This window comes from Streptomyces sp. NPDC002773 (assembly GCF_040295605.1).
In the GTDB taxonomy this organism is placed as follows: domain Bacteria; phylum Actinomycetota; class Actinomycetes; order Streptomycetales; family Streptomycetaceae; genus Streptomyces.
This window is the reverse complement of the sequence record NZ_JBEOVO010000015.1, coordinates 61,405-80,520: the sequence shown is the minus strand read 5'-3', so window position 1 is coordinate 80,520 and position 19,116 is coordinate 61,405. Positions and strand designations below refer to the sequence as shown.

Genomic DNA, 19,116 nt, shown 5'->3' with positions numbered 1-19,116 from the left:
CCCCCGGGAGACGTCACGCGTCGAGTCACGCCACGTCCCCGCCCCTCACCCCACAGCGGACTTCGCCGCCCTCCACTCCGGTGCCAGGACCGCCCAGACCTCCTGGTCGTGGAGCCGTCCCCGGTAGGGGTAACTCTCCCTCAGGACCGCCTCTCTGCTCATGCCGAGCCGTCGGGCCACCGCGATGCTCGGCTCGTTGTCGGAGGACACCACCCACTCCACCCGGTGGATCCCCCGTATCTCGATCGCCCAGTCGATGAGCGCCCTCGCCGCCCGGGTCACCAGGCCCTTCCCGGCGGCCGCCGGCTCCAGCCAGCAGCCCGCCTCGGCCGTGCCCTGGCCGGTGTCCAGCTGCCGCAGGATGACGGCGCCGACGAGGGTGCCGTCCGACCAGATGCCGTGGATGCGGCCGGTGTCGGTGGCCGTCTTCTCCGCGTACAACCGGAGGAAGGCGCGGCTCGACTCCAGGTCCGTGACGACGTCGGGGAGTCCGTTGCGGGCGCCGATGAACTCCCGTCCCCGATCCATGTGCGCCAGGAACTCGTCTGCCTGCCACGGTTCGAGCGGGCGCAGTTCCGCTCCGTCGTCGCCCAGGGGTGTCGCGTACATCATCGTCGCCTTCCACGGTCGGATCCAGCACTCACGGCTGAGGATCTTCCCACCCCTCGCCCGGCACTCACCCCCAGCTCACCCGGATCTCACCCTGAGTTCGCCCCGAGCCACCCCGAGCTCGGCCCTCGCTCCGCCCACGCCGGGCCCTCGCCCGGCCCTCTCCCCTCCCTCGCCCCCGAGGGGCCTACGGGATCAGGACCAACTTGCCCCGCACATGCCCCGACTCGCTCAGTTCCTGCGCGCGTGCCGCCTCCTTCAGGGGGAGCGTTTCGGCGAGCCGGATCGTGAGGGTGCCCGCCTCCCACGCGCGCGCGTGGGCCGTGAGCCCGGCTCGTACGGCGTCCGGGTCGCCCATGACCCCGGTGAAGGTGATGCCGTGCTTCTCGGCGTCGATGTCCGCGATCGTCGCGATCCGCTCCTTCGCAGCGCCCTCCTCCCCGCCAAGGAGCTCGATCGCGACCGGCAGCACCCCATGGCCGGCCGCGTCGAAGACCGCGTCGACGCCGTCGGGGGCGGCCGCCCGGACCCGGTCGGCCAGACCGTCCCCGTACGCCACGGGGATCGCGCCGAGTTCGCGCAGGTAGACGTGGTTGGGCTCGGACGCGCTGCCGATCACCGTGACCCCGGCCGCGACGGCGAGCTGCACGCCCACCGAGCCGACGACCCCCGCGGCTCCGTGCAGGAACAGGGTCTCGCCCGCCCGCACACCGATCAGGTCCAGGACTCGCTGTGCCGTCTCCGCCGCCACCGGGAGGCTCGCGGCGGCCGCCCAGGAGAGCCCTGCGGGCTTGGGCACGACGAGGTCGGCGATGGCGTACTGGGCGTAGGCGCCGGTCTTCGTCCAGCCGAGGACCTCGTCGCCGACGGCCAGGTCGGTGACGCCCTCACCGAGCTTGTCGACGGTGCCGGCGAACTCCAGGCCCGGGACGGCCGGGAAGGTCGTCGGGTAGAACGCCTCGACCCAGCCGTAACGCCGCTTCCAGTCCACCGGGTTGACCCCGACGGCCGCGACCTTGACGCGGACCTCGCCGGGGCCGGGCTCCGGTACGGCGACGCCGGTCGCGTGACGCAGCACCTCGGGGCCACCGAACTCCTCGTACACGATCGCTTCCATCTCAGCCTCCACAGTGGTTCGTTCGCGGCTCTCGCCCCTCGACACGCCCCAGCCTGCGCCTCAGACCACCCACCCCCCGCCCTCCCGACGGCCAGTACCACCTGGCCGAAAGGCCAGCCGTGACCTGGCCCTCCCCGCGTAGGCTCGACCGCATGGACGCGCTCACGCTGACCACCGCGTACGAGATCATCCGGCAGCCGCTCGGGGAGATCCTTCCTAAGGTCTCGGCGGCCCTCGCGCCCCTCGTCCCGCACGTGGACGCGGCCGAACTCTCCACCCACTGCGCCCACTCCCCGTTCAAGGCACTCGGCGGTACGGAGCTGCTGACCGCCGCCGAACTGGCGCCGCTGCTCGCGGCGGGCGTGCCCGGGAGCCCTTGGCAAGGGACGGCGACGATCGGCGGCCGGGAGCGGCAGGTCGTCGCCGTCACGACCCACGCGACCGTGCGCGGGGCGGTTCTCGTGCTCGTACGGGAGGACGGCGCCGCCCCGGTGGGCCCGGCCGCGCTCACCGTGGCGCAAGCCCTGTGGGACCTGGTGTCGGGGCACTTCGACCGGTTCGCGACGGAGGCGCTGCCGGGAGCCCTCGCCCGTTCACGGGCGGCCGCCGACACGCGCGCGCGTGTGATCGCGGAACTGACGGCCTCGCACACGGCGGCGCTCTCCGGCGTCCTCGGGGTGTTGCGGAGCCGGGCCCTGGACGACACCACGGCCCGGACGACCGCGACCGACCTGGCCGCTTCGGCGCTGGTCGAGATGCGGGCCGAGCAGCGGCGGGACCGGGCCCTCGCGGAGGAGCCGGCCCGGGACGCCTTCGACCGGCTCGCCGGCGAGCTGCGGCCGATGCTGCGGCACAGCCAGGTCCGGCTCGACCTGGGGGCGCCCGACTCGGACCGGTCGGTCGCGGCGGACGTCGCGCACAGTGCGCGGTCGATCGTCCGGTCCCTGCTCCTGATCGTGCTCGAACAGGACTCGGTGCGCCGGATCCACGTCGGCTGGCAGCTGACCGAACACGAGCTGCGGGCGTCCGTACGGGACGACGGCGCGGGCGCGCTCGCCCCCTGCGACCTGGGGGCGGGCACGATCCGGGACCGGCTCGACGTGCTCGGCGGGCGGCTCGACATCGATGCCGTCCCGGGCTGGGGCACGACGATCACGGCGGTGCTCCCCCTGGCGGCGCCGGCCGCCCCGGTCGAGGCGGCGCACCCGCTGTCCGGCCTCGGCGAACGGGAGGTGGAGGTCCTGCGCCACCTGGCCCTGGGCCACCGCAACCGCCGCATCGCCGAGGAGCTGCACATCAGCGAATCGACGGTGAAGTTCCACGTCGCGAAGATCCTGAACAAGCTCTCGGTCAACTCCCGGGGCGAGGCGGCGGCCCTCTTCCACGCGGCCGCGTAGGACCCACGCGGCGGCGTAGGACTCACGCGCCCGCGTAGGACCGGACGGCGGTGCCCTCCCCCGGCTCGCCTTCCGGGCGTTGTCAGTGCCGGGTGCCAGACTCGCACCCATGACCGAGAGGTGGGCGCTGGCGGCCGAGGCCGAGGGGGACGGGGCGCTGCTCGTCCCCCTCGGCCCGGACGGCCTGCCCGCCGGCGAGGTGCGGCGCGAGCCGGACCTGGTGGCGGCCGTACGGACCCGCCCCGAGGTGGCCCGATGGGTGTGGCGGTCGACGGCCGAGGTGTACCCCCGGCTGCTCGCCGCCGGCGTCCGGGTCGAGCGGTGCTACGACATGGAGGACGCCGAGCAGCTGCTCCTGGGCCACGAGGGCCGCCTCGGCGAGCCCCGTTCGGCGGCGGCGGCCTGGGCGCGCCTGCGGAACGGGCCGGTGCCCCCCGACCCGCCGCAGCGCGGCGCCGAGCCCGGTTCGCAGGACTCGCTGTTCGAGCCGCGGCCGGTGGTCTCCGTACCGTTCGACGCCCTCCTCGCGGTCTACGCGGAGCAGCTGCGCCGCCACGACAGGGCGGAGCACCCGGGCAGGATGCGGCTGCTCACGGCCGCCGAGTCGGCGGGCATGCTGGTGGCCGCCGAGATGCACCGGGCGGGGCTGCCGTGGCGGGCGGACGTGCACCGGGACCTGCTGCACGAACTGCTGGGCGAGCGGTACGCGGGCGGGGGCGAGCCGCGCCGCCTCGCCGAGCTCGCGGAGGAGGTGTCCGCAGCCTTCGGCCGCCGGGTCCGGCCGGACCTGCCCGCCGACGTGGTGAAGGCCTTCGCGCAGGCGGGCGTCCGGCTGAAGTCGACCCGCCGCTGGGAGCTGGAGGAGGTCGACCATCCGGCGGTGGAGCCGCTGATCGCGTACAAGAAGCTCTACCGGATCTGGACGGCCCACGGCTGGTCATGGCTCCAGGACTGGGTGAGGGACGGCCGTTTCCGCCCGGAGTACCTGCCGGGGGGCACGGTCAGCGGTCGCTGGACGACGAACGGCGGCGGGGCCCTGCAGATCCCGAAGGTGATCCGGCGGGCGGTGGTCGCGGACCCCGGCTGGCGCCTGGTGGTGGCCGACGCCGACCAGATGGAGCCGCGCGTGCTCGCCGCGATCTCCCGGGACCCGGGCCTGATGGAGGTCGCGGGGCACCCCGACGACCTCTACACGCGGCTTTCGGACCGGGCCTTCTCCGGCGACCGCGACCACGCCAAGATCGCGCTCCTGGGCGCGATCTACGGGCAGACCAGCGGCGACGGCCTGAAGAACCTGGCGGCGCTGCGGCGCCGCTTCCCGCGCGCGGTGGCGTATGTCGACGATGCGGCGAAGGCGGGCGAGGAGGGCCGGCTCGTGCGGACCTGGCTGGGCAGAACCAGCCCGCGGGCGGTGGGCGCGGGCGACGACGGGGAGGCGGGCCTACCGCAGGAGGGCGGTGAACCGGTTGCGGAGGAGGGTGAGTTCGTTCCCGGTTACGCCTCGGGGAACGCGCGGGCGCGGGGCCGGTTCACCCGTAACTTCGTGGTGCAGGGCAGCGCGGCCGACTGGGCGCTGCTGATGCTGGCGGCGCTGCGGCGGTCGCTCGCGGGGATGCGGGCGGAGCTGGTGTTCTTCCAGCACGACGAGGTGATCGTGCACTGTCCGGCGGAGGAGGCGGAGGCCGTCACGGAGGCGATCCGGGCGGCAGGGGACGAGGCGGGCCGGATCGCGTTCGGGGAGACGCCGGTACGGTTCCCGTTCACGACGGCCACGGTCGAGCGGTACGCGGACGCCAAGTAGGGCGGGCCGCTTCGGCAGTACGCGCACGCCGAGGAGGCGCGAGGGCCCGGTCCCTGACGAGGCGCGGTGCGGCGCGGCGGTACGGGTTTCCCGTACCGCCACGCCTCCCCCGTCACTTCAGGGGCAGCTTCTGCCACTTCGGGCTCAGCGCGATCGCCTTCAGCTGCTCCATGGTCAGCGCGGGCTTGGCGCGCGTGGCGTCCTCGTGCTGGGCCCCGGTGTTGAAGGCCGACACGACGACCCGGAAGCCCGCCGGCGTGATGGTGTCCGCGGTCCACCACACGACGCCCGCGCCGCTCTTCTCACCGGGCTGCTGGGTGAGCTTGACCCTACGGCCGTCGGGGAGCGTGGTGACGTCCCCGCTGCCGAAGATGCTGTCGGCCACGTCCGCCATGTTCGGCTGGACGTTGATCTGGACGAGGCTCTTGCCCTTGCCGTCGTCGACGACGACGAAGCCGTAGCCACCCTCCGCGCCCTTGTCGGTGACCGTGAGGCCCTTGGGCAGGAGGGAGCGCAGGGTGGCCTGCACGACCGGGCCGCTCGGCTCGGCGGGCACCCGGTCGGTGGCGCTCGGCCGCTTCATCTCCGGTTCGGTCGGGAGCTGCTTCAGGAGCGGCAGCCAGGCGTCGGCGGTGACCAGGGCCTTCAGCTGGGCGGGGCTGAAGGGCGGGTTCTCGCGGCTGATCGCGGCGCCCTTCTCGGCGGCGGCGTTGTACTCGCTCGCGTCGATGAGGAAGCCGTCCTTGGTGAGCAGGACCGCCCGCCAGTTCTTGGTCTCCTCGCGCCTGTCGGGGTACTCGTACCCCTGGTAGACCATCAGCCGGGCGCCGTTCGGCAGGCGTTCGCTGGTGCAGTCGTCGAAGGAGACGTGGACCCTGGAGGGGCACGTCACCCGGTCGTCCCCCGCCTCGCCGTCGCCGGAGGCGCGGTAGAGGCCGACGGTGACGCCGGCCTTGCCCTTCCCGTCGTCGTAGACGCCGCCGACGTGCTGGCCCTGGCCGTCCAGGTTGTCGATCGCCCAGGTGCCGGCCGGGGTGTTGGCCTGGAGGACGGCCGCGAGGTCCTTGACGGGGATCTGGGCCTGGTACGGCTTGTTCGGCACGGTCTCGGCCTGCCCGGTGCCCTTGGTCGGCTTGGGGCCGCTGGGGGCCGCCACGGAGACGCGCTCCGGCGCTCCGGCGGGCGAGAGCAGAGAGCCGCCGTACACCCCGCCGATGCCGATGGCGGCGAGCGCGAGGGCGCCGCCGGTCACGGCGAGGCGGCGGCGGACGAGGCGGCGCCGGCCGCGCTGGAGGCCGCCGGTGACCAGCTCGCGCCGGTCGTCGGCGGCGAAGCCGTCACCGGTGCGGCGCAGGACCGCGCCGAGCTCCTCCTCGAATCCCTCGTGCTGAGGGTGGTCGTTCTGAGGCATGTCGAATTCACCGTCTCCGGTTGGTGGGAAGGGCGGGGGGTGGTGCGAGAGATACAGGCGGTGCGGGAGGTTCAGGCAGGGCAGGCGGTGCAGGAGGTTCAGGCAGGGCAGGCAGGGCAGGCAGTGCAGGCGCTACCCGCCCGAACGTCCGTGGTCAGCGGGCGGCGAACTCGGCGATGCTGCCGCCGAGCCGCTCCCGCAGCTTTCCGAGCGCCCGTACGGAGCGGGTGCGTACCGCGGCGGAGCTGACGTGCAGCGCGTCGGCGGTCTCCTCGATGCTGCGGTCCTCCCAGTACCGCAGCACGACGACCGCACGGTCCTTGGGCGCGAGTCCGGCGAGCGCGTCGAGCAGCGCGATCCGGAGCGCCGGGTCCTCACCGGTGTCGGGGGCGCGGTCGGGAAGTTCGCCGAGCGGGCGTTCGGTGGCCGAGCGGCGCCGCTGGTGGCTGAGGAACGTGCGGACGAGCACGGTCTGGGCGTACGCGGCGGGGTTGCCTATCCGTGCGATGCGGCCCCACAGGGCGTACATCCGGCCGAGCGTCTCCTGCGTGAGGTCCTCGGCGAGGTGTGTGTCCCCGCTGGTCAGCAGGCACGCCGAGCGAAACAGATGGCCCGAGCGTGCGGAGGCGAACTCCAGGAACTCGTCCACGCGGGACTTTCTCATGCCCCTCCTTTCCCTCGTGGTCACGTGGTGTGGTCGCCGTACACCTCATTGACGCGACGGGGGCGGGCAAATGTTTCAGCGCCGATCGCGGATTTTTTCGCCGCGCCCCACTCGACGCATCCAAAGAACCGGAATCGGGTAATCCCCTTGTATGAACACTCTCAGCGCAGCCCAGACCCTGGCCGCGGGAGTCTGGCAGTCAGGCCTCGGCCAGTTCCTCGCCGGGCTCGTCGTGGTCTTCGTACTGATCGGGGCGGTCTACCTCGGATTCCGGGTCCGCGACCGCGAATCCCGCACGCCCAAGCCGGACGAGCAGCCGCAGCGGCCGGAGACCGACCGGCTGCCCGGTGAGATGTCCGAATACCGCCGACCGGCCGAGATGCCGCAGACCGACGGCGAACACCGGCTCATGCCGTACCAGCTCAAGAACGCCGGCAGCACGGAAACCTCGCCGGAACCGCCGAGCGAGGAGAAGCGCAAGTGGGGCGGGATCTCCAGCGGAGGCTTCGGCAGCGGGGGCACCGGCCACGGCGACTGACGCGACCAACCCTCTCGAAGCCGTAGTCGTTGCCTTCCCTGACGACGGAGGCCGTATCCCGTGGATGACAGAGCCGTCCCCACCACCACCGCTCCGGAGGCGCGCCTCCGGGCGGTGGCGTACCGCCTGCTCGGCACGTACGCCGAGGCCGACGAGGCGGTGGAGGAGGCGAGAAGCAGCCGGCGGTGGCCGGACGATCCGACCATCGCCGTGGCCGCGGCCTGCCTGACCCGGCTCCGCGCCCGAGAGACGCACCACGACGACCCCCCGGGCCGGACCCCCGGAGAGCCGGCGGCTCTGGACGGGCTGACGCCCCCGGAACGGCTGGCGTTCGTCCTCCACGACGAGTTCCAGGTCCCGTACGAGGAGATCGCCCCGATCCTGGAGCACGCCCCGGTCGCCGCCCGCCGCCTCGCGGGCCGGGCCAGACACCGACTGCGGGACGCGGAGGAAATGCCGGAAGCCGTCTAGCCGACCGGGGTCACACTCCCCGCCTCACTCCCCCAGAACACGCCCCGCGCGCGAGGCGACATGGGCGGGCGGCACGGAGTCCGGGGGCAGGACGGGGTCGGTGACCGGGTCGCCGAACGTGGTGACCACCGGCAGCACCCCCGCCCACAGGCCGAGCGCCGCGTCCTCGGAGTCCCCGTCGTCCGGCGGGCCGCTCCGGGTCTTGACCGAGGCCTCGGTGAGATCGAGCGCGATGACCGCGGTCGCGGCCAGCTCCTTGCGGCTGGGCTGCCGCACGTACTCCCACTGCCCCGGCGAGCTCTGCTCGGTGAGCGCCCGGAGGCCGCGCAGCTTCTCGTCCGGGTCGGTGACCAGGCGGGGTACGCCGTAGATCATCGCGCAGCGGTAGTTGACCCCGTGCTCGAACACGGAGCGGGCGAGCACGAGCCCGTCGACATGGGTGACCGTGACGCACACGGTGGCGTCGGGCGCCTGGACGAGACTGCGGCTGGCGACCGAACCGTGCAGGTACAGCTGCCCGCCGTCCACCCCGTACGCGGTCGGCACCACCATCGGCGTGCCGTCGACGGTGACCCCGAGATGGCAGAGGAACCCGGCCCCGAGCACGGCCTCCAGATCGGCCCGCCGATGACTCCCCTTCTCCCGCATCCGCCGCAACCGGGTCCGCTCGGTGACGACGAGCTCCTCCTCGCCACTGCCGGACGTGACGGTGCTCGTGACGGTGTCGCTCACATTTACCCCCCTGGCTCCCTGTTCCCCGACCGAAAAGCCCCGGGGCCTCAGAGCCCCAGGGCATGAAAAAACCCCAGGTCACGGCGAGTGAGTCCTGGGGTAATTCCGAGCCGCCTTCGGGATTCGAACCCGAGACCTACGCATTACGAGTGCGTTGCTCTGGCCAGCTGAGCTAAGGCGGCGTGCCGTGCAGACCCATGTTGGGTGCAGCAGCGCCGCCAAGTCTACACAGTTTCGCGGGGTGCTCCGACCACCCCCGGATCATGCCTGCGAGCAGCGCTTTCCGGCTTGCGGAGGGGTGCCTTCCAGGAGGTACGTGTTGATCGCCGTGTCGACGCAGTCGCTGCCCCGGCCGTACGCCGTGTGGCCGTCGCCCTCGTAGGTCAGGAGGGTGCCGGAGGAGAGCTGGGCGGCGAGGGATTGGGCCCACTTGTACGGGGTGGCCGGGTCGCGGGTGGTGCCGACGACCAGGATCGGGGCGGCGCCCTCCGCGGTGATGCGGTGGGGGCGGCCGGTGGGCGGGGCCGGCCAGGACGTGCAGTTGAGGGCCGCCCAGGCGAGGCCCTTGCCGAAGATCGGGGAGGCCTTCTCGAAGGACGGGACGGCCTTCTCGACGTCGGCGGGACCTCCGTAGGCGGGCGGCAGGTCCAGGCAGTTCACGGCGGCGTTGGCGAACATGAGGTTGGCGTACGTGCCGTCCGGCTCACGCTCGTAGTAGCTGTCGGCCAGCGCGAGGAGGCCGGAGCCCTCGCCGCCGATCGCCCGGGTGAGGGCCTCCCGCAGCTGGGGCCAGGCCCCCTCGTCGTACATCGCCGCGATCACGCCCGTGGTGGCGAGGGACTCGCCGAGCGGGCGGCTCTCGCCGGTGGGCACGGGCTCCGCGTCCACGTCGCGGAAGAACTTCTTCAGCGCCTCGCCGGCCGCCTCCACCGAACCGGTGCCCAGGGGGCAGTCCGGCTGGCGGACGCAGTCGGCGGCGAAGGCCCGGAACGAGGTCTCGAAGCCGGCGGTCTGGTCGCGGTTGAGGTCGACCGCGGGCAGGGACGGGTCCATGGCCCCGTCGAGGACGAGGCGGCCGACCCGGTCCGGGAAGAGTTCGGCGTAGGTGGCGCCGAGGAACGTGCCGTACGACGCCCCCACGTAGCTGAGCTTCGCGTCGCCGAGCACCGCCCGCAGGATGTCCATGTCACGGGCCGTCTCGACGGTGGAGACGTGCGGCAGGATCTTCCCCGAGCGCTTCTCGCAGCCGGCCGCGAACTCCTTGAAGGCGGCACTGAGCGCGGTGGTCTCGGCGGCGTCGTCGGGGGTCTGGTCGACCTGCGTGTACGTGTCCATCTGCGGGCCCGTCAGACAGTCGACGGGCTCGCTGCGGGCGACTCCGCGCGGGTCGACGGCCACCATGTCGTAGCGGGCCCGGACGGGTGAGGGATAGCCGATGCCCGCGTACCCCTGGAGATAGCCGACGGCGGAGCCCCCGGGGCCGCCCGGGTTGACCAGGAGCGAACCGAGCCGCTCACCGGGGCCGGTCGCCCGGACCCGCGAGACGGCCAGCTTCACCTCGCCCCCGTCCGGCTTCGCGTAGTCGAGCGGGGCGCGCAGGGTCGCGCACTGGAAACCCTCGACTCCGCAGTCACGCCACATCAGCTTCTGGGAGTAGAACGTCTTCAGGGCCTCCGGCGAGGAGGAAGGGGCGGCCGGCCGGGCCGCCGTGGTGCGGGACGCCGCCGCGTCGCTTCCGCCCGTGCAGCCGGAGAGGATCAGCCCGGCGGCCGCGAGGGCCGACGCGGACGTACGGAGCAAACGCCTGGAGTCCATTCCCGGAGCGTATCCGGACGGGTACGTACCGTGTCCAATCGCGTCATCCCTCCCCATGCCGTCCCCTGTGCCGACCCCATGCCCTCCCCTACGACCTCCCCTACGCCGTCCCCCTACGCCGTCCGGTTCAGCCCCGCAGCGCCATCGTCATCGCCTCCACCGCGAGCAGCGGCGCCACGTTCCGGTCGAGGGCCTCACGGCAGGCCAGGACCGCCTCGATACGGCGGAGGGTGCGCTCCGGGGGGGTGTCGCGGGCGATCCGCTCGATCGCGTCCCGCACGTCCGTGTTGGCGAGGGCCGAACGCGAGCGGAGCTGAAGGGCGAGGACATCGCGGTAGAAGCCGGTGAGGTCGGTGAGCGCGAGGTCCAGGCTGTCGCGCTGCGTACGCGTCCTGCGCCGTTTCTGCCGCTCCTCCAGCTCCTTCATCGCACCGGCCGTACCGCGCGGCATCCGGCCGCCCTGGGACGCGCCGAGCGCCGCCTTCAGCTCGTCCGTCTCCTTGACGTCGACCTCCTCCGCGACCTGCTTCGCGTCCTCGGCGGCCGCGTCCACCAGCTCCTGGGCGGCCCTGAGGCAGCCGCCGATGTCGTCGACGCGCAGCGGCAGCTTGAGGACGACGGCTCTGCGCGCGCGGGCCCGCTCGTCCGTCGCGAGCCGCCGGGCCCGGTCGATGTGCCCCTGGGTGGCGCGGGCAGCGGCCAGCGCCGCCTCCGGCTCGATGCCGTCGCGCCGCACCAGGACGTCCGCGACCGCCTCCACGGGTGGGGTGCGCAGGGACAGGTGCCGGCAGCGGGAGCGGATCGTGGGCAGCACGTCCTCGAGGGAGGGCGCGCAGAGCAGCCAGACCGTGCGGGGGGCGGGCTCCTCGACGGCCTTCAGGAGCACGTTGCCCGCGCCCTCGGTCAGCCGGTCGGCATCCTCCAGGACGATGACCTGCCAGCGCCCGCCGGCCGGGGAGAGCTGGGCGCGGCGGACGAGGGCGCGGGTGTCCTTGACGCCGATGGACAGCAGGTCCGTACGGACGATCTCCACGTCCGCGTGGGTGCCGACGAGGGTGGTGTGGCAGCCGTCGCAGAACCCGCAGCCCGGTGCCCCGCCGAGGGCCCGGTCGGGGCTCACGCACTGCAGCGCGGCGGCGAACGCCCGCGCCGCCGTCGCCCTCCCCGACCCCGGCGGACCGGTGAAGAGCCAGGCATGGGTCATCTTCGACGCGTCGGGATCGGGCTCACCTGCGGCATGGGCGGTCACGAGCGCGTCGGCGTCCCGCGCGGCGGCGGCGAGCTGCTCCTCGACCCGTGTCTGTCCGACCAGGTCGTCCCATACGGCCATGTCTGCCCCTCCTCAGGTACGTCCTCCATTGTGGGGCAGCCCACTGACAGGCCCCGCCGGAGTCGGGGCCCTGCCCGTCAGCGGCGGCGCCGAGGCCCCTCGTCCTCGTCGTCGTGCGGGCCGAACAGCTCGTCCGCCAGCGTCGGCAGGTCGTCGAGGGGGGTGTCCTCGGCCCAGTCGGAGCGGCGCGGCCTGCCGTTCTCGTCGAGCTGGGGCAGCTCACGGGTCCGGTCGTTCGCGCCGTGCGGCTCCTCCCGCGCGTCCCGGAAGATGCCCGGCGGCACCCGGTCGACGGGGTCGGACGCCCGGGTGTCCCGTACGGGCGGGAGCACGGCGGTCTCCTCCGTGTCGCGCACGGGCGGGATGACAGCGGTCTCCTCGGTGTCCCGTACCGGAGGCACGCCGTTGTCCCGTACCGGAGGTACGTCGTTGTCCCGTACGGCAGGCACATCGGTGTCCCGTACGCGGCGCAGGACCGTGGTCTCGTCGGCGCCGCGCGTCTCCCGGATCCGGGGCAGGGCGGCCGTCTCGGCATCCGGCTTCGTGGTCTTCACGATCGGCGTGGCCACGGTGACCTCGTCGGGGGAGACGGTCGGCGCGTCCGGCGCCCGGTCCACGCGCGCGTCCGTCACGCGATCCGCCCGCGGATCCGCCGCACGGCCCACGCGCGGGTCCGCGGGGCGGTCCGCCCTCGCGTCCGGCTTCACGATCGGGGTCGCCACGGTGACCTCGTCGGCGGACACGCCGGCGGCGCGCGCGGCGCGGGCCGCCTGCTCTGCGGCCTGCTCAGCGGCCTTCTCGGCCGCCACCGTCTCCGCGGCCTTCTCCGCCGCGTCCCGCTGGGCCGCCGCCTTCTCCGCCGCCGCGGCCTTCGCCGCGGCCTCCTTCTCGGCCGCCTTCTTCTCGGCCGCCGCCCGTTCCCGGGCCGCCTTCGCCGCCTCGGCCCGCTGAGCCGCGGCCTTCTCCGCCGCGTCCCGCTCGGCCGCCGCGCGTTCCGCCGCGGCCTTGGCTGCGGCCTCGGCCGCGATCTTCTCCGCTGCGGCCTTCGCCGCTGCCTCCTCCGCCGCCTTCGCGGCTGCGGCGGCCTCGGCCATCCGGCGGGCCTCCTCGGCCCGGAGCAGGGCCTCCTCCGCCTTGCGCTGCTTCTCCAGGCGGCGTTCCTCCGCCTCGGCCCGCAGCCGGGCCTCTTCCTCGGCCTCCTTGCGGAGCCGTTCCTGCTCCTCCTTGCGGGCCTTCTCCTCGGCCGCGAGGCGCCTCCGCTCCTCCTCGGCGGCGGCCTCGGCGGCGAGACGGGCCTCCTCGGCCTTCCGACGGGCCTCCTCCGCCTGCCGTTCGGCCTCCAGGCGGCGCGCCTCTTCCTCCTCGCGCCGCTTGCGCTCCTCCTCCTCGGCGCGGAGCTTGGCGAGCTGCTCCTGGCGCTCGCGCTCCAGGCGCTCCTCCTCGGCCTTGCGCGCGGCCTCTTCCTCCGCGCGGCGCCGCGCCTCCTCCTCGGCCTTCCGGCGGGCCTCCTCGACGGCCTTCACCTCGGCCTCGGAGAGCGGCAGCATCCGGTCGAGCCGGTGGCGTACGACGGTGGTGACGACCTCGGGCTCCTGGCCCGCGTCGACGACGAGGTAGCGGCTGGGGTCGGCGGCGGCGAGGGCGAGGAATCCGGCCCGTACGCGCGCGTGGAACTCCGGCGGCTCGGACTCCAGGCGGTCGGGCGCCTCGGTGAACCGTTCCCGCGCGGTCTCAGGCGAGACGTCGAGGACCACGGTCAGGTGCGGTACGAGACCGTCCGTCGCCCAGCGCGAGATACGGGAGATCTCGGTCGGGGACAGGTCGCGGCCCGCACCCTGGTAGGCCACGGACGAGTCGATGTACCGGTCGGAGAGGACGATCGCGCCCCGCTCCAGGGCGGGCCGGACCAGGGAGTCGACGTGCTCGGCGCGGTCGGCCGCGTACAGCAGGGCCTCGGCGCGGTTCGAGAGCCCCGCCGACGACACGTCGAGGAGGATCGAGCGGAGCCGCTTGCCGATCGGGGTGGCGCCGGGTTCGCGGGTGACGACGACCTCGTGGCCCTTGGCCCGGATCCACTCGGCGAGCGCCTCGACCTGGGTGGACTTGCCGGCTCCGTCGCCGCCCTCCAGGGCGATGAAGAAGCCGGTGGCGGCGGGCGCCTGAGCCGGGTCGGAGCCGCGCAGCGCGTCGCGCAGGTCGCGGCGGAGCGGGACGCCCGCCCGGTCGTCGGTCTTCGCGAGGACGAGCGCGGCGACGGGCAGCAGCAGGGCGCCGACGAGGGCGAGCGTGAAGGCCGCTCCGCCGTGCGCGAGGACGAGGTCGCCGGAGGCGAGGCGGTGCGGGCCGATCGCGGCGGCGAGCAGCGGGGCGGCGAGCGCGCCGATGCCCATGCCGACCCGTGCGGAGGCCTGGAGGTGCTCGGTGGTCCGGGCCCTGCGGGGCTCCTCGGTCTCCTGGTCGACGAGGACGTGGCCGGTGTTCGCGGCGACCCCGGCCGCGTAACCGGCGAGGACGGCGAGGATCAGGACGGTCGCCGTGTCCGGCACCAGGCCCATCGCGATCAGCGCGATCCCGGTGACCGCGGTCACGAGGGCGAGCAGCCGGCGCCGGGAGAGCACGGGCAGCACGGAGCCGGCGGTGCGGATGCCGACGGCGGTGGCGCCGCTGAGCGCCAGGATCAGGAGGGCGTACGTGACGGGGCCGCCGCCCAGGTCGTACGCGTGGAGGACGGCGACGGAAGCGGCCGCGGCGATGGCCCCCGCGACGACGGCGCAGGTCAGGACCAGCGGCTTGACGGCTCCCGTGCGGCCCTTCTCGGCGGCCGGCCGGCGCAGGCCCTCCAGGGGCGAACGGGGCCGGGGCGTCTCCCCGCCGGGCAGCGCCATCGCGTACAGGACGGTGACGGAGGCGGCGAACAGCCCGGCGGCGACGTACGAGCCGAGGGCGGCCTGGTGGAGCGAGAACCAGTCGAGTCCGGCGCCGAGCAGGTTGTTGACGAGCGTGGCGACGAGCAGCACGGCGGCGGCGGCCGGGACGGCGAGGAAGCCGGTGCGCTGGGAGAGCCGCCGCAGCGCGCCGAGGTGGTCGGGCAGCGGCCGTACGGCCCCGCCCTCGATCGGCGGGGCGGGCAGCAGCGCGGGCGCGGCGCCCTCGCGGCTGATCGTCCAGAGCCGCTCGGCGGCGCCGGTGACGAAGACGGTGCCGAGCAGGTACCAGAGGGCGCTGCCGGGGGTCCAGTCGATCCACAGGGGCGCGACGACGAGCAGCGCGATCCGGACGCCGTCGGCGCCGATCATGGTCCAGCGCCGGTCGAGCGCGCCGCCGGGCCCGGTGAGGGCGGTCAGCGGCCCGAGGAGGACGGCCCCGAAGAGGACGGAGGCAAGCAGGCGCGCGCCGACGACAGCGGCCACGGCGAACGCGGCGCCCCGCGCGCCCCCTCCGAACGCGCCCTCAGCCACGGCGGCCTGGAGGCCGAGGAGGACGAGGACCAGGAGGGCGAGGGCGTCACCGGTACTGCCGGCGAGGTGGGCGCTCCACAACCTGCGCAATGGCTGATGGCGCAACAGGGCGCGTACGGCACGCTCCCTGGAATCCGCGACGAGTGCGGCGTCGGAATCGCCGAGGCGGTCTGGCTGCTCTGCTCGCGTCATCCGTCCACCCTATCCGGACGGCCTTGCTCCCCGCGGCCTGCGCCCGAACATCCGGACGAGCCTGTGACGAAGGCGGGGGCGGGGGTCTTCACCCCCGCCCCCGCCCTCTCGTCGGCTGCGCCTATTCCGGCTTCGCCGCCGCCGTCTTCTTCGCGGCGGCGGTGGTCTTCTTCGCCATCGTCGTCTTCTTCGCGGCCGTCTTCTTGGCCGCCGTCTTGGTGGCCGCGGTGGCCGTCTTCTTCGCGGTCGTGGCCTTCTTGGCCGGGGCCTTCTTCGCCGGGGCCTTCTTGGCGGTCTTCTTCGCCGGTCCCTTGGCCCGCTTCTCCGCGAGCAGCTCGTAACCGCGCTCTGGCGTGATCGTCTCCACGCTGTCGTCGGTCCGCAGGGTGGCGTTGGTCTCGCCGTCCGTCACGTACGGGCCGAAGCGCCCGTCCTTGACGACCACGGGCTTCTCGCTGACCGGGTCCGTGCCCAGCTCCTTCAGCGGCGGCTTGGCCGCGGCCCGGCCCCGCTGCTTCGGCTGGGCGTAGATCGCGAGCGCCTCTTCGAGGGTGATCGTGAAGAGCTGCTCCTCGTCGGTGAGCGACCGCGAGTCCGTGCCCTTCTTGAGGTACGGGCCGTAGCGGCCGTTCTGCGCGGTGATCTCGACGCCCTCGGCGTCGGCGCCGACGACCCTGGGCAGGGACATCAGCCGGAGCGCGTCCTCCAGGGTGACGGTGTCGAGGGACATCGACTTGAAGAGGGAGGCCGTGCGCGGCTTCACCGCGTTCTTGCCGGTCTTCGGGGTGCCCTCGGGCAGGATCTCCGTGACGTACGGGCCGTAGCGGCCGTCCTTCGCGACGATCTGGTTGCCGCTGACCGGGTCGGCGCCCAGCTCGAAGTCACCGCTCGGCTTGGCGAGCAGCTCCTCCGCGAGCTCGACGGTCAGCTCGTCGGGCGCGAGCTCCTCGGGGACGTCGGCGCGCTGGTGGCCCTCGGCCTCCTTCTCGCCGCGCTCGACGTACGGGCCGTAGCGGCCGACGCGCAGCACGATGTCGTTGCCGACGGGGAAGGACGAGATCTCGCGGGCGTCGATCGCGCCGAGGTCGGTGACGAGCTCCTTGAGGCCGCCGAGGTGGTCGCCGTCGCCGTTCCCGGCGTCCGCCGCACCGCCGGGGGCGACCGCGCCGGCCCCGCCCTCTCCGCCCTCACCGAAGTAGAAGCGCTTCAGCCACGGCACGGACTGGGCCTCACCGCGTGCGATGCGGTCGAGGTCGTCCTCCATCCTGGCCGTGAAGTCGTAGTCGACGAGCCGCCCGAAGTGCTTCTCCAGGAGGTTGACGACGGCGAAGCTCAGGAAGGACGGCACGAGCGCCGTGCCCTTCTTGAAGACATAGCCGCGGTCGAGGATCGTGCCGATGATCGACGCGTACGTCGAAGGGCGGCCGATCTCGCGCTCTTCCAGCTCCTTGACCAGCGAGGCCTCGGTGTAGCGGGCCGGCGGCTTGGTCGCGTGGCCGTCGACGGTCATGCCGTCGGCGGTCAGCGCGTCGCCCTCGGCGACCTGCGGCAGGCGCCGCTCGCGGTCGTCGAGCTCCGCGTTCGGGTCGTCGGCGCCTTCCACGTACGCCTTCATGAAGCCGTGGAAGGTGATCGTCTTGCCGGACGCGCTGAACTCGGCGTCACGGCCGTCGGACGCCCGGCCGCCGATCTTCACGGTGACCGAGTTACCAGTCGCGTCCTTCATCTGGGAGGCGACGGTCCGCTTCCAGATCAGCTCGTAGAGCCGGAACTGGTCACCGGTCAGACCGGTCTCCGCCGGAGTGCGGAAACGATCACCCGAAGGACGAATCGCCTCGTGCGCCTCCTGCGCGTTCTTGACCTTGCCCGCGTAGACGCGGGGCTTCTCCGGCAGGTAGTCGGCGCCGTACAGCTGCGTGACCTGCGCCCGCGCCGCCGTGACGGCGGTGTCGGACAGGATCGTGGAGTCCGTACGCATGTAGGTGATGAAGCCGTTCTCGTACAGCTTCTGCGCCACCTGCATGGTCGCCTTCGCACCGAAGCCCAGCTTGCGGCTCGCCTCCTGCTGGAGGGTGGTGGTGCGGAAGGGGGCGTACGGGGAGCGGCGGTACGGCTTCGACTCGACCGAGCGCACCGAGAACGCGGTGTCGGTGAGCGCGGCGGCGAGCGTCCGCGCGTTCGCCTCGTCCAGGTGGAGCACGGCCTCGCTCTTCAGACGCCCGTCGGCGCCGAAGTCACGGCCCTGCGCGATCCGCTTGCCGTCGACCGCGGCGAGGCGGGCGACCAACTGGGACGGGTCGGAGGCGTCACCGGAGCGGCCGGTGCCGAAGGTGCCGGTGAGGTCCCAGTACTCGGCGGAACGGAAGGCGATGCGCTCGCGCTCCCGCTCGACGACGAGCCGGGTGGCGACGGACTGCACGCGGCCGGCGGACAGCCGCGGCATGACCTTCTTCCACAGGACCGGCGAGACCTCGTAGCCGTACAGGCGGTCGAGGATGCGGCGGGTCTCCTGGGCGTCGACCATGCGCTGGTTCAGCTCGCGCGGGTTGGCGACGGCCTCGCGGATCGCGTCCTTGGTGATCTCGTGGAAGACCATCCGGTGGACCGGGACCTTGGGCTTCAGGACTTCCTGGAGGTGCCACGCGATGGCCTCGCCCTCGCGGTCCTCATCGGTGGCGAGGTAGAGCTCGTCGGACTCGGCGAGCAGCTCCTTGAGCTTCCTGACCTGCGCCTTCTTGTCGGCGTTGACGACGTAGATGGGCTGGAAGTCGTGCTCGACGTCGACCCCGAGGCGGCGCACCTCGCCGGTGTACTTCTCGGGCACCTCGGCGGCGCCGCTGGGAAGGTCACGGATGTGCCCGACGCTCGCCTCGACCACGTAACCCGGGCCGAGGTAGCCCTTGATCGTCTTCGCCTTGGCAGGCGACTCGACGATGACGAGTCGGCGGCCGACGTGTGCGGTCTCGCTGGTCGGGGACAACTTCGCTCTTCTCTCCGGATCGACACTCTCTGGCACGTAGCGCTGGCACGCACGGCAGCGACACGGACGGTGACGCTCCCATCGCTGCGGAGTGTGACGGTACAACCCGCCCCCGTGTCAAACGGCGAAAGCCCGCAACGGCCACTCGAACGGTAACCCGAGTTTTGGCATTCCTGCCGCCCGGACTCCCGGTCGGGCGGGGCGGGACGTCGTCGCCGGGGGCTCCGGCGAAAGATCACGAAGGTCCGGAAGCGACCTGGGAAGAGACTGGGAAGAGATCTGGAGAGGGGTCCGGGGAGGGGTCCGGGGAGGGGTCCGGCGCGGGGTCCGGGAAGAAATCCTGGACAAGTGCCTGGGCGGGATCCTGGGCGGGATCAGAGCCGGGCGAAGCACCAGACGCCGAGGAGGAGGAAGCCGGCGCCGAAGAGGCTCGTCAGCGCGACGGCGGTACGGGGGGCGACCCCGTACGCGACGGGCTCGCGATGCAACGTCCGCACGGTGGTCCACAGCAGCAGCGCGCCTCCGAACAGCGTGAACGCCGTCCCCGCGAAAATCGCCGGCCCGCTCTCCATGTCCGTACCCCGTTCCGTCCGCGTGCGGT

General features: G+C 73.3%; 14 protein-coding genes and 1 tRNA gene. 4 read left to right on the top strand and 11 right to left on the bottom strand.

Annotated elements, in window-relative coordinates; translation table 11 throughout:
• Positions 1-45: 45 nt before the first annotated feature.
• Both ABT034_RS19745 and ABT034_RS19740 read right to left on the bottom strand, forming a co-directional pair.
• Positions 46-609, bottom strand: coding sequence for a GNAT family N-acetyltransferase (locus tag ABT034_RS19745; protein WP_351216828.1), 564 nt, complete (start codon positions 607-609; stop codon positions 46-48).
• Between the two features lie 187 nt (positions 610-796).
• Positions 797-1,726: an NADP-dependent oxidoreductase gene (locus ABT034_RS19740; protein WP_351216827.1), complete on the bottom strand. Its 930-nt coding sequence runs from the start codon at positions 1,724-1,726 to the stop codon at positions 797-799.
• A 152-nt stretch (positions 1,727-1,878) separates the two neighbouring features.
• On the opposite strand from ABT034_RS19740, the gene ABT034_RS19735 reads away from it, so the two are divergent.
• Both ABT034_RS19735 and ABT034_RS19730 read left to right on the top strand, forming a co-directional pair.
• Complete coding sequence (locus tag ABT034_RS19735) at positions 1,879-3,123, top strand: helix-turn-helix transcriptional regulator (RefSeq protein ID WP_351216825.1); 1,245 nt, start codon at positions 1,879-1,881, stop codon at positions 3,121-3,123.
• A 109-nt stretch (positions 3,124-3,232) separates the two neighbouring features.
• Complete coding sequence (locus ABT034_RS19730) at positions 3,233-4,924, top strand: bifunctional 3'-5' exonuclease/DNA polymerase (RefSeq protein WP_351216823.1); 1,692 nt, start codon at positions 3,233-3,235, stop codon at positions 4,922-4,924.
• 112 nt (positions 4,925-5,036) lie between these two features.
• Here ABT034_RS19730 and ABT034_RS19725 read toward each other — a convergent pair whose 3' ends face one another.
• Complete coding sequence (locus tag ABT034_RS19725; RefSeq protein ID WP_351216821.1) at positions 5,037-6,335, bottom strand: hypothetical protein; 1,299 nt, start codon at positions 6,333-6,335, stop codon at positions 5,037-5,039.
• Positions 6,336-6,489: 154 nt separating this feature from the next.
• Entirely contained in the window at positions 6,490-6,999 is a 510-nt protein-coding gene (locus ABT034_RS19720) for a SigE family RNA polymerase sigma factor (RefSeq protein ID WP_351216819.1), read from the bottom strand.
• Between the two features lie 151 nt (positions 7,000-7,150).
• On the opposite strand from ABT034_RS19720, the gene ABT034_RS19715 reads away from it, so the two are divergent.
• Together ABT034_RS19715 and ABT034_RS19710 are read left to right on the top strand one after the other, a co-directional pair.
• On the top strand, positions 7,151-7,537 hold the full coding sequence (locus ABT034_RS19715) for a DUF6479 family protein (protein WP_351216817.1): 387 nt from the start codon (positions 7,151-7,153) through the stop codon (positions 7,535-7,537).
• Positions 7,538-7,597: 60 nt separating this feature from the next.
• Complete coding sequence (locus ABT034_RS19710) at positions 7,598-8,008, top strand: sigma factor-like helix-turn-helix DNA-binding protein (protein ID WP_351216815.1); 411 nt, start codon at positions 7,598-7,600, stop codon at positions 8,006-8,008.
• A gap of 24 nt (positions 8,009-8,032) precedes the next feature.
• Here ABT034_RS19710 and ABT034_RS19705 read toward each other — a convergent pair whose 3' ends face one another.
• The 7 genes from ABT034_RS19705 to ABT034_RS19675 form a co-directional block, all read right to left on the bottom strand.
• Positions 8,033-8,656 carry a pyridoxamine 5'-phosphate oxidase family protein gene (locus ABT034_RS19705; RefSeq protein ID WP_351216997.1) on the bottom strand — a complete coding sequence of 208 codons (624 nt, stop codon included), beginning with the start codon at positions 8,654-8,656 and terminating at the stop codon, positions 8,033-8,035.
• 192 nt (positions 8,657-8,848) lie between these two features.
• Positions 8,849-8,922, bottom strand: a tRNA-Thr gene (locus ABT034_RS19700).
• A gap of 79 nt (positions 8,923-9,001) precedes the next feature.
• Positions 9,002-10,555 (bottom strand): alpha/beta hydrolase, encoded by a 1,554-nt coding sequence (locus tag ABT034_RS19695; protein ID WP_351216813.1) that lies wholly within the window; start codon positions 10,553-10,555, stop codon positions 9,002-9,004.
• A 127-nt stretch (positions 10,556-10,682) separates the two neighbouring features.
• Complete coding sequence (locus ABT034_RS19690) at positions 10,683-11,885, bottom strand: DNA polymerase III subunit delta' (RefSeq protein ID WP_351216811.1); 1,203 nt, start codon at positions 11,883-11,885, stop codon at positions 10,683-10,685.
• Positions 11,886-11,962: 77 nt separating this feature from the next.
• Positions 11,963-15,535: a dTMP kinase gene (gene tmk, locus ABT034_RS19685; protein ID WP_351216809.1), complete on the bottom strand. Its 3,573-nt coding sequence runs from the start codon at positions 15,533-15,535 to the stop codon at positions 11,963-11,965.
• 121 nt (positions 15,536-15,656) lie between these two features.
• Positions 15,657-18,515, bottom strand: a complete 2,859-nt coding sequence (gene topA / locus ABT034_RS19680) for a type I DNA topoisomerase (RefSeq protein WP_351216807.1) — start codon at positions 18,513-18,515, stop codon at positions 15,657-15,659.
• Positions 18,516-18,889: 374 nt separating this feature from the next.
• Positions 18,890-19,087, bottom strand: a complete 198-nt coding sequence (locus ABT034_RS19675) for a hypothetical protein (RefSeq protein WP_351216805.1) — start codon at positions 19,085-19,087, stop codon at positions 18,890-18,892.
• Between the last annotated feature and the right edge of the window lie 29 nt (positions 19,088-19,116).